Source organism: Streptomyces prasinopilosus (genome assembly GCF_001419695.1).
In the GTDB taxonomy this organism is placed as follows: Bacteria; Actinomycetota; Actinomycetes; order Streptomycetales; family Streptomycetaceae; genus Streptomyces; species Streptomyces prasinopilosus.
Genome location: NZ_LIRG01000381.1, coordinates 1 through 10653, shown reverse-complemented (window position 1 = coordinate 10653; position 10653 = coordinate 1). Strand labels below are relative to the sequence as shown.

The window sequence follows — 10653 nt, the reverse complement described above, 5'->3', positions numbered from 1 at the left end:
CAGCCGCGCGGCAACTCGCACATCCTGCACTCGCGCGCCCGCGTGCTCGGCGGCTGCTCCTCCCACAACACGCTGATCAGCTTCCTGCCGCTGCCGCAGGACCTCGACGACTGGGTGGCCCACGGCTGCGCCGGCTGGGACCCGGCGACGATCCTCCCCTACCGCGACCGGCTGCTCACCAAGATCGTTCCGGTGGCCGAGGCCGACCGCAATCCCATCGCCAAGGACTTCGTCACCGCGGCCTCCCGGGCCGTCGGCGTCCCCGTGATCGACGACTTCAACGCCGAGCCGTTCGCCGACGGCACCGGCTTCTTCTCCCTGGCCTACGAGCCGGAGGGCAACCTGCGCTCCTCCGCCTCGGTCGCCTACCTCCACCCGGTCCTGGACCGGCCCAACCTGACCCTGCGCCTGGAGACCTGGGCCCACCGGCTGCTCACCGACGAGTCGGGGAGGACGACCCGGGTCGCGGTGCGCGGCGCGGACGGCGAGCCCGCCACCGTGCGCGCCGAACGCGAACTCCTGCTGTGCGCCGGGGCCGTCGACACCCCGCGCCTGCTGATGCTGTCCGGCATCGGCCCGGCCGACGACCTGCGCCGCCTGGGCATCGACGTACGGGCCGACCTGCCCGGCGTGGGGGAGAACCTGCTGGACCACCCCGAGTCCGTGATGGTCTGGGAGACCGACGGCCCGCTGCCGCCCAACTCCGCGATGGACTCCGACGCCGGCCTGTTCCTGCGCCTCGACAAGGGGCAGCCGCGCCCGGACCTGATGTTCCACTTCTACCAGGTGCCGTTCACCGTCAACACCGAACGCCTCGGCTACCCCGTGCCGGAGCACGGGGTGTGCATGACGCCGAACGTGCCGCGTGCCCGGTCCACCGGTCGCATGTGGCTGCGCAGCGCCGACCCCGCCGAGCACCCCGCCCTGGACTTCCGGTACTTCACCGACCCGGAGGGCCACGACGAACGCACCGTCGTGGAGGGACTGAAGATCGCCCGGGAGATCGCCGCCACCGATCCCCTGAGCGGCTGGCTCGTCCGCGAGGTCGCGCCCGGACCGGACGTCACCTCCGATGCCGCCCTGTCGGAGTACGGGCGCCGTGCGGCGCACACCGTCTACCACCCGGCGGGCACCTGCCGCATGGGGGCGGCGGACGACCCGATGGCCGTCTGCGACCCCGAGTTGAGACTGCGCGGCGTCGAGGGCGTACGCGTCGTCGACGCGTCCGTGTTCCCGACGATGCCCACCATCAACCCCATGGTGACCGTCCTGCTCGCCGCTGAACGCGCCGCCGACCTGCTCACCGGCCGCCCCGGGCCGGCCGGCGGGCGGGCTGCGGGGTGAGCGGTCCGCGGTCCCGCGCGGCGTCCGCGCACGACGGTCCGGAGACCGGCACGCCGGGCCCAGCACGTCGGGACCCAACACGTCGGGCCGGTGCTGGACGCAAGCAGCGCCTCACTGGAGACTGCCTTGTCCCGTGTGCCACAGGCACTTGAGCACGGACAAGAGGCGGTCGCCCGCACTCCCCGCTCCGCGCGCCGTCGCAGACGCCGCCGGCGGCCGGGAGCCGGGACCGACGCCCTCGTCCTCGGCGAAGGAGGAACACCACCGTGTCGACCGCTGGAGCGAAGGGTCCCGGCACGGCGCCGGAAGAGATGCCGGCGGAGGACGAGTCGGTGGACTCGGTGCGGCTCAAACCGGTGGTCTTCTTCGGGGCCGCCCTCCTCGTCCTCGCGATCTCGGTCTGGGCGATCGTCACCCCGGAGGGGGCGGAGAACGTCATCGGCGTGGTGGTCGGCAGGATCTCCCACTGGTTCGGCTGGTACTACTTCCTGGCCGCGACCCTGTACCTGCTGTTCGTCGTCTACATCGCCCTCTCCAAGTACGGCACGGTCAAGCTGGGCCCCAAGCACTCCAAACCCGACTACGGGGTCTTCACCTGGGGGGCGATGCTGTTCGCGGCAGGCATCGGCATCGACCTGATGTTCTTCTCGGTGTCCGGCCCCGTCAGCCACTACCTCGCGCCGCCCCAGGGCGATCCGCAGACGCTCGAGGCCGCCCGCCAGGCCGTGGTGTGGACCCTGTTCCACTACGGCATCACCGGCTGGGGCATGTACGCGCTGATGGGCATGGCGCTCGCCTACTTCTCCTTCCGCTACCGGCTGCCGCTCGCGATCCGCTCCGCGCTATACCCGATCATCGGCCGCCGCATCCACGGACGGATCGGCGATACCGTCGACCTGGCGGCCATCATCGGCACGGTCTTCGGCATCGGCGTGACGCTCGGCATCGGCGTGGTGCAGCTGAACTACGGTCTGAAGGTCCTCTTCGGCGTGGAAGAGGGGCTGGCCGCGCAGATCGCCCTGATCGTCGTCGCGGTGGGGATGGCCACCTTCTCCGCGGCCTCCGGCGTCGACAAGGGCATCCGCCGGCTGTCGCAGCTCAACATCCTCCTCGCCGCCCTGCTGATGCTCTACATCCTCGTCGTCGGTGAACCGTTCCGGCTGCTCAACGCCGTGGTCCAGAACGTCGGGGACTACGTGAGCCGTTTCCCGTCGATGACCCTGAACACCTTCGCCTACGACCAGCCCATCGAGTGGCTGGACGCGTGGACGCTCTTCTTCTGGGCCTGGTGGATCGCCTGGGCCCCGTTCGTCGGGCTCTTCCTGGCCCGCATCTCCCGCGGCCGCACCCTGCGCGAGTTCATCGCGGCGACGCTGTTCATCCCGTTCCTCTTCACCGGGCTCTTCCTGGCGATCTTCGGCAACAGCGCCCTGTTCCTGGTGCGCGACGGGAACACCGAGTTCGGCGAAACGGCCATGAACGTCCCCGAACAGGGCTTCTACAACCTGCTGGAGCAGTATCCGGGATTCCTGTTCAGCGCCGGACTCGCCACGTTCGTCGGGCTGCTGCTGTACGTCACCTCCGCGGACTCCGGGGCCCTGGTCATGGGCAACCTCAGCGCCGAGCTGCCCACCCCGGTGACCGACGCGCCCACGTGGCTGCGCATCTTCTGGGCGGTGGCGACGGGGCTGCTCACCCTCGCCATGCTCATCGTGGGCGGAGTTCAGGCGCTCACCAACGCCACCATCGTCATGGGGCTGCCCTTCTCCTTCGTCATGTTCCTCATCATGGCGGGGCTCTATCTGGCCCTGCGCACCGAGCGGATGCGCGCGGAGACGCGGATCACCACGCTGCCCGGGTCGCTCTCCGGACGCATGACGCTGCACGGCCCCCCGGGGGCGCTGAACTGGCGGCAGCGCCTGACGCGGGCGATGTCCTTCCCCAACCGGCGGGCGGCCGCGCGGTTCGTCGACGACGTGTGCCGCCCCGCCTTCCTGGAGGTCGCCCACGAGCTGCGGGCGCAGGGGGTGGAGGCGGAAGTCCTGGAAGGCGTCGACGAGGAGACCGGCATCGCGTACGTGGACCTGAGGGTGCCGATCGGCACCAGCGACGAGTTCCTCTACGGGGTCCGCCCCGTCGAGCTGCCGACCCCCGCGTTCGCCACCCGGTCGGTCAGCACGCACGACAGTTATGTGCGCTTCGAGGTCCGGCTCGCCGAGGGCAACCAGGACTACGACGTGATGGGGTACACCCAGGAGCAGCTCATCGCCGACAGCCTCGACCAGTACGAACGGCACCTGGAGTTCCTGCGGGTGCGCCACGAGGCGACCGCCCACTCGGGTTTCCCCGACCACCGCCCGGACGACCCGGAGGCCCACCTGCCGGAATAGTCCCTTGGCACGGAGGACGGGGGACGGGGGACGAGCGGTGAGCCGGCGGGCCGAGGAGTCGACGGTCCGCCGGTCCGGTCCGGCGGCGCAGTGGTGTGCCGGTGCGCCGACGCTCCGGTGGTCAGCGCAGCGTCTGTACGGCGTAGAGCGTGCCGAGGGCGACGGCGAGGGTGCCCAGGGTGAGCCGTAGGGCGGTCTCGGGGAGCCTGGGCTGGAGGCGGGCGCCGAGGTAACCGCCGACGAGGCCCCCGAGTCCGCAGGCCAGGCCGAGTCCCCAGTCCGGCGCGACGTCGCCCGGACCGACGAGCCCCAGGACGGCGAAGGCGGCCGCGCCGACGAGGGACGTGACGAACGTCGAGGCGAGAGCGGCGGGCGCGACCCGGCCGACGGGCATGCCCCGCCCCACGAGGATCGGGCCGAGCAGGGAACCGCCGCCGATGCCGTACACGCCGCCGACGACCCCGACGGCGAGCGCGAGGCCGCTCACGGCCCGCCCGGACGGTTCGGCGTGCGGGTGATCCTGCCGCGAGCCCCGGCGCGAGGGGCCCGGCCGCAGGGTCTTGGCGCACAGCCACAGCCCGAGCGGTACGAGAAGCACGGCGATCAGGAGACGGAAGACGGCCGGGCCCGGCAGCGCGAAGACCCGGATCACCGCGCCGATCACGACCCCCGGGACGGTACCGAGGACCAGGCGCCGCGCGAGCGGGCCGCGCAGCGCACCGTCCCGGCGGTAGCGCCACAGGGCCCCCGGGCCGGCGACGACGTTGAACAGGAGGTTCGTCGGAGTGACCGCCGGGCTGGGCACACCGAACACACTGAGCTGGACCGGCAGCAGGAACACCGCGCCGGAGACCCCGACGGGCGCGGTCACGACCGAGATCAGCGCGCCGACGATCACCCCGGCCGCCCACAGTTCCACGAGTACTCCCGGGTCGGTTCGAGGTCGCACGCATCCGGCCCACAGTGTGACGCAGGGCGGCCTCCGGCACGAACCCGCCGGGCCCTTCCGGCGGGTTCCGCTTCGAGGCGGTGAACCCGCCCGGGGCCGCATCGCCGTGTCGAGCCTCCTCCGGGACCGGTCGCACGAGCGGACCTGATACCGGATGCCTGATGCCTGATGCCCGATGCCCGATGCCTGACGCCGGGGGTGGGGAGCCGGGGACCGACGGCTCGCGCGGGAGGCGACGCGGCGCCGGACCGGCCGGGCACGGCGGTCAGTTGGCCAGGGCGACGCGTTCCGCGTGGGCGACCTTCACGGACGCGATGTCGGACAGCTCGCGGTTCTTCTCGAGTTCGCTGTACTCGTTGAACTCACCCTCGTCGGAGTCGGTTTCACCGGCGGCGAGGTGGGTCGCCCCGACGTAGGTCTGGCCGACGAAGTCACCGTCCTCGTTGAAGGCGTTGACCACGACGGAGTAGTTGGCGGGCCCGTCCCCCTCGTTGGTGATCCTGTAGCCGAACTCGTACGTCTTGCCGTCGTCCGTGTCGCAGTCGTTGTACGAGTAGATGTCGTCGTCGTCGCAGTACGCGTCGTCGCTGTCGTCGGTGACGAGTTCGCCCCCCGAGAGCTCGACGTGGTCCCGCACGTCGCCGTCCTCCCCGCCCAGCACCCACCAGGCGACACCGCCACCGGCGAGGAACGCCACGACGAAGGCGACGACGACGGCGAGGACGAGGGTGCGCCGTCCCGGCCCCGGGCGCCGGCCGGCCACCGGCACCGGGTCCTGGAATCCCTGGAAGGCCGGGGGAGCCTGGGGCGGTGCGGAGGGAGGCGGGGGCGCCGGTTCCGGACCCGGCGCGGGCACCGGGCCCGGAACCGGTCCTTCGGGAGTGCTGCGGTCGGACATGGCGGGGCGACTCCTCGTCGAGGCGGCGCGTGGCGTGGGCGGCACGGCCGAGTGGCCCGCCGGGGCGGGCGGAGGCGGCACCTGTCCTCGGGACGCGGTGTTCCGGGTCCTTGCTCTTCCTGTCTTCCCGCCCCCTGTGTAGCGAAGCCCGCCCCGCCCGGCAAGGGCGGTGGACCGCGGACGTGGTCGGGCGGAGATCCGGGCAGCACGTTGCACGCAAACGTGTTCGACATTACGGTCCTCGGTGATCAACGGCCGGTCCCGGTGCGGCCGTCCGGGCTCGGAAGGTGCACGAGGCGCATGCGGCAGCCGGCCACCCGGACCATCCGCAACCCGGTCCTGCCGGGCTCGCACCCGGACCCGTCCGTGCTGCGCGTGGGCGACGACTTCTACCTGGCGACCTCGACGTTCGAATGGCACCCGGGCGTACGGCTGCACCACTCCCGTGACCTGGTGAACTGGCGGCCGCTGGGCGGGGCACTGGACACCCCCCGCCTCCTCGACCTCACCGGCTGCCCGGACTCCGGCGGGGTGTGGGCGCCGAACCTCACCTACGCGGACGGCCTGTTCCACCTGGTCTACAGCAACGTCTCCACCTATGCGGGAGGCTTCACCGACAGCCCCAACTTCGTCACCACGGCGCCGCGGATCGACGGCCCCTGGTCCGATCCCGTACCGCTGCACGCGCGGGGCTTCGACGCGTCCCTCTTCCACGACGGGCCCGACAGCCTGCTGCTGAACCTGGTCCACGACTGGCGGCCGGGCCACGGCGGTTCGGCCGGTCTGGAGGCGACCCGGTACGACCGGTCCGCACGCCGTCCGGTGGGGGACCCGGTGCGGATCGTGCTGCCGCCGCAGGCGGGCTGGATCGAAGGCCCCAACCTCCTCCGGCACGCCGGCCGGTACTACCTGCTGACCGCGGACGGCGGCACGGGCTACGAGCACCAGGTCACCGTCGCCCGCTCCCGCACCCTGACCGGCCCCTTCGAACGCGACCCGCACGGGCCGCTGCTCACGGCCCGCCACCACCCGGACCTGGCCCTGCAGAAAGCCGGCCACGGCAGTCTCGTCGAGACCGGCGAGGGCCAGTGGTACCTGGCCTACCTCGTCGCCCGGCCGGAGGGCCGCCGGGGCCCGTGCGTGCTCGGCCGCGAGACCGCCCTGGCGCCCGTCACCTGGACCGACGACGGCTGGCCGCGCGTCCCCACCGGTCTGCCCGCCCTGGAGGTCCCCGCCCCCCGTCCGGCCGTCGGGGACGCCGCCGCCGGCAAGGAGGCGATGCGGACGGGGACGGACGGGACCGGGGAGGCCGACGGTTTCGACCGGCCGGTCCTGGGGCCCGAGTGGTCCACGCTGCGGCGTCCCGCGACCCCCGACTGGATCTCCCTCACGGCCCGTCCCTCCCATCTGCGGCTGCACGGCGGCCGTTCACCGCAGAGCCTGACCGGCCCCAGTCTGGTGGGCCGCCGGGTGACGTCCCCGGAGGGCGCCTTCGAGGCGACGATGGAGTACGAGCCGCGGTCCTTCCAGCACCTGGCCGGGATCACCGCGTACTACAACACGCGCAACTGGTACTTCCTGCACGTCACGGCGGACGACGAGGGGCGGGCGGTCCTGCGCGTGGCGGGCTGCGACCGCGGCGTGCTGAGCGTGGACGAGGCCGGCGGGACGCCTCTCGACGGGACCCGCCGCCTGCGGCTCGGGCTCGATCTCCGAGGACCGGTCCTGCGTTTCCGCCACGCCACCGACGACGTCTGGCGCCCGATCGGCCCGCCCCTCGACGCCACCGTCCTCTCCGACGAGCACGCCGAGGAGTTCGAGAACGGGCAGATCAGGTCCCTCGGCTTCACCGGCGCCTTCGTCGGCCTGTGGTCCTGGGACCTCACCGGAGGCGGCCTGCCCGCCGACTTCGACGAGGCGACCTGGCACGCGCACCGCTGACACCACACCGCGAAGCACCGCCACCGCTCCCACCCGGGGCGAGGGCGGGCGAGGAGAGGGGACGGCGCCGGTGAACGCCCCGCCCCGCGAGGCACGTTCCCGATGCCACGACCCCCCGAGGAGCCGTTCGGGGCGGCCCGGGGGCGGGAGCAGCCGGCCGGACCGCTCTCACCGCCCGGGACCGGCGGTGTTCGCCGACGGGGCCCCACTTGCTCGTTCCTGCTCGGTTCGGCGCCGGTTCGAGCATCTATTGACATGAGCGTGTCGACACCGTCACAGTCGTCCCCACCAGTGATGCCCGGTCGCGGATCCGAGGAGCTCTGCCATGCTCGAAATCCCCGCAGTATCACGCCGCCTGCTCCTGGGAGGCGCTCTGGCCACCGGTGCGGTGATGGCCGGTGCCGGTGCCGGTGCCGCGCACGCGGCGCCCGCCGACCCGGCCGCGGCGCTGCCGGTCGCCTCACCCCGGCGCGCCCGGGGGCAGAAGACGATGACCGGTGTCCCCTTCGCCGTCCACGAGACCGTCCGCGTCGGCCTGATCGGACTCGGCAACCGCGGGTCGGGCATGGGCGAGGGCTGGGCCGCCGTGCCCGGCTGCCGGGTCACGGCCGTCTGCGACACACGCGCGAACCGCGCGAAGAACCTGGCGGACCGCCTGGCCGCCCGGGGCGAGCCGCGCCCCGCCGAGTACGGCGGTTCCGACGACGCGTACGCGCAGATGCTGCGGCGTGACGACATCGACCTCGTCTACATCGCCACACCCTGGGAGTTCCACCACCGGCAGGGCAAGGACGCACTGCTCGCCGGAAAGCACGTCATCGTCGAACTCCCCGTCGCGACCGAACTCGACGAACTCTGGGACCTCGTCGACACCTCCGAGCGCACCCGCCGGCACCTGCTGCTCGCGGAGAACTGCTCCTACGGCCGCAACGAACTGGCGATGCTGAAGATGGCGCACGACGGATTGTTCGGCGACGTCACCAACGGCCACGGCGGTTACCTGCACGACCTGCGGTCCCTGCTGTTCTCCGACACGTACTACACCGACGCCTGGCGCCGGCTGTGGCACACCCGCAGCACCGCGTCCTTCTACGCGATGCACGGCCTCGCACCGGTCGCCGCCGCCATGGACATCAACCGCGGCGACCGCATGACCGCGCTGCGGGCCACCGCCACCGCGCCCAAGGGCCTCGCCGACTACCGGGAGCGGTTCGTCGACAGGTCCCACCCCTCGTGGAAGGAGACCTACATCAACGGTGACCTGGTCACCTGTCTGATCGACACCGCCAAGGGCCGCGTGATCAGGGCCGAGCACGACGTCAGCTCGCCCCGGCCGTACAGCAGGATCAACAGCCTCGCCGGAAGCCGCGGCATCTTCGAGGACTACGCGGGAACGTCGTCGACCGGCGGACGGATCTACGTCGAGCCCGACCACGGCGGTCACTCCTGGCGCGACTTCGACGCGTACCGCAAGGAGTTCGACCACTGGCTGTGGAAGAAGATCGGTGACGACGCGGCCAACAACGGCGGCCACGGCGGCATGGACTACGTGCTGCAGTGGCGCACCGTCCAGCTGATGCGGGCCGGCCTCGTGCCCGACATCGACGTCTACGACTCCGCGACCTGGTGCGCGCCGATACCGCTGAGTGTCATGTCCCTCGCCGCGGGCGGCCGCCCGGTGGAGGTCCCCGACTTCACCCGCGGTTCCTGGGTGAACCTGCGCACGGGCCTGGACTCCCGTGAATCGAGCATGCCGCCCGTCGCCTGAGCGCCGTCTCCCGGTCGACCGACAGAAGGAGCAGCCAGTGGGAACCGCCCGATGGATCAGACCCCTCGGAGCCGTGGCGGTGGCAGCGGCGATGACGCTCGTCCCCGCGCCCGCCGCGACCGCCGCCGGGCCCCCGCCCGGCTCCGCGGCCGCACGGACCGAGGTGTCGATCTCCTCCGTCGACCTCGACGGCCCCGCCGTCTCGACGGTGGAGGTCACCGTGAAGAACACGGGACCACAACGGATGCGGTCGCTGAAGGTGGCGTTCTCGGGACCGGCCGGCTGGGCCGTCCAGCCGGCCCTCGTCGACGTCCCCGGAACGTTCGCGGCCGGTGCCGCCGCCACCGCGGAGTTCCGGATCCAGGTACCGGAGAAGCGGCGGGGGTTCACGCTGCGGACGTTCACCGCCACGGCCACCTATGCCGGCGGTGACGGCGGGGGTTCGGCGAGCGGCACCCGGACCCAGGCCTCCGGGACCCCGCTCGCGAACCTCGCGGCCGCCTACAACAACGTGGGCATCACCGACGAGAGCGATACCGGGCCGGGCGACTACGACGGCGAGGGGAACAGCTTCTCCGCGCAGCGGCTCGCCGCCGCCGGGCTGACGCCGGGCGGCCGGGTCCGAGCCCTGGGAGCCGAGCTGACCTGGCCGGACGTGGCCCCCGGCACCAAGGACAACGTCTCCGGCGCCGGCCAGGCGATCGCATTGAGCGGCAAGGGCGGCGCACTGGTCCTCCTCGGCTCCGGTGTGACCGGCGGAGCCACCGGGACGGTCACGGTGTACTACACCGACGGCACCAGCACCAGCGGCTCGTTCGGCTTCCCCAACTGGTCCTTCGACCCGGCCGACGCCCACGGTGCGACGCTGGTGGCCTCCTCCGACGGCCGCAACCGGCAGGACGGTTACGGGAACCAGGGCATCGCCTACCGGGTCTTCGCCCACTCCGTCGCGCTGGACGCCGCGAAGCAGGTCGAGTTCGTGGTGCTGCCGGCCAACGGGAACGTCCATGTCTTCGACATGGCCATCGCCCCCTGACCACGGGGGACCCGACCGGGTGCACGGGCGGCCCGCCCGTGCACCCCGTCACCGCCCGTGCACCCGGTCAGACGGCGTGCACCTTGATCCCCGCCTCGGTGAGCCGGGCCGCCGTTTCGGCGGGCAGCGCGGAGTCGGTCACCAGGACGTCGACTCGCTCCAGTCCGCAGATCCTCGCGAAGGCCCGCCGGCCCATCTTCGAGGCATCGGTGACCACGATCACCCGGCGCGCCCGTTCGGCGAACAGGCGGCTGATGCTGGCCTCGTCCTCCTGATGGGTCATCAGCCCCCACTGAGGGTCGACGCCGTCGACCCCGAGGACGGCGA

The 10653-nt window shown here is 72.4% G+C and carries 7 protein-coding genes and 1 pseudogene; 5 read left to right on the top strand and 3 right to left on the bottom strand.

Going from position 1 to position 10653, the window contains the following annotated elements; all coding sequences use genetic code 11:
- Together AOK18_RS16880 and betT are read left to right on the top strand one after the other, a co-directional pair.
- A partial coding sequence (locus tag AOK18_RS16880; protein WP_055694915.1) for a GMC family oxidoreductase occupies positions 1 to 1344 on the top strand: 1344 nt, incomplete at its 5' end.
- Between the two features lie 266 nt (positions 1345 to 1610).
- Positions 1611 to 3734: a choline BCCT transporter BetT gene (gene betT / locus AOK18_RS16875; RefSeq protein WP_276205357.1), complete on the top strand. Its 2124-nt coding sequence runs from the start codon at positions 1611 to 1613 to the stop codon at positions 3732 to 3734.
- A 121-nt stretch (positions 3735 to 3855) separates the two neighbouring features.
- Here betT and AOK18_RS16870 read toward each other — a convergent pair whose 3' ends face one another.
- Both AOK18_RS16870 and AOK18_RS16865 read right to left on the bottom strand, forming a co-directional pair.
- The gene (locus AOK18_RS16870; RefSeq protein ID WP_240503210.1) at positions 3856 to 4653 is read right to left on the bottom strand and encodes a sulfite exporter TauE/SafE family protein; all 798 of its coding nucleotides are present in this window, start codon (positions 4651 to 4653) and stop codon (positions 3856 to 3858) included.
- A gap of 295 nt (positions 4654 to 4948) precedes the next feature.
- Entirely contained in the window at positions 4949 to 5581 is a 633-nt protein-coding gene (locus AOK18_RS16865; RefSeq protein WP_055694913.1) for a hypothetical protein, read from the bottom strand.
- A 300-nt stretch (positions 5582 to 5881) separates the two neighbouring features.
- On the opposite strand from AOK18_RS16865, the gene AOK18_RS16860 reads away from it, so the two are divergent.
- The 3 genes from AOK18_RS16860 (at position 5882) to AOK18_RS16850 (ending at position 10326) form a co-directional block, all read left to right on the top strand.
- Positions 5882 to 7522 carry a glycoside hydrolase family 43 protein gene (locus AOK18_RS16860; protein ID WP_055694912.1) on the top strand — a complete coding sequence of 547 codons (1641 nt, stop codon included), beginning with the start codon at positions 5882 to 5884 and terminating at the stop codon, positions 7520 to 7522.
- A 325-nt stretch (positions 7523 to 7847) separates the two neighbouring features.
- Entirely contained in the window at positions 7848 to 9290 is a 1443-nt protein-coding gene (locus tag AOK18_RS16855) for a Gfo/Idh/MocA family protein (RefSeq protein WP_055694911.1), read from the top strand.
- A gap of 91 nt (positions 9291 to 9381) precedes the next feature.
- Entirely contained in the window at positions 9382 to 10326 is a 945-nt protein-coding gene (locus AOK18_RS16850) for an NEW3 domain-containing protein (protein ID WP_055573710.1), read from the top strand.
- Between the two features lie 67 nt (positions 10327 to 10393).
- On the opposite strand, the pseudogene AOK18_RS16845 reads toward AOK18_RS16850, so the two are convergent.
- A pseudogene (locus AOK18_RS16845) lies at positions 10394 to 10653 on the bottom strand (alkaline phosphatase); the annotation flags it as partial.

What these genes read in the sequence shown, in the direction of transcription:
- AOK18_RS16850 (WP_055573710.1), top strand. Translation starts at nt 9,382, where the DNA reads ATGACGCTCGTCCCCGCGCCCGCCGCGACCGCCGCCGGGCCCCCGCCC.
- AOK18_RS16860 (WP_055694912.1), top strand. Translation starts at nt 5,882, where the DNA reads ATGCGGCAGCCGGCCACCCGGACCATCCGCAACCCGGTCCTGCCGGGC.
- AOK18_RS16855 (WP_055694911.1), top strand. Translation starts at nt 7,848, where the DNA reads ATGCTCGAAATCCCCGCAGTATCACGCCGCCTGCTCCTGGGAGGCGCT.
- AOK18_RS16865 (WP_055694913.1), bottom strand. Translation starts at nt 5,581, where the DNA reads ATGTCCGACCGCAGCACTCCCGAAGGACCGGTTCCGGGCCCGGTGCCC.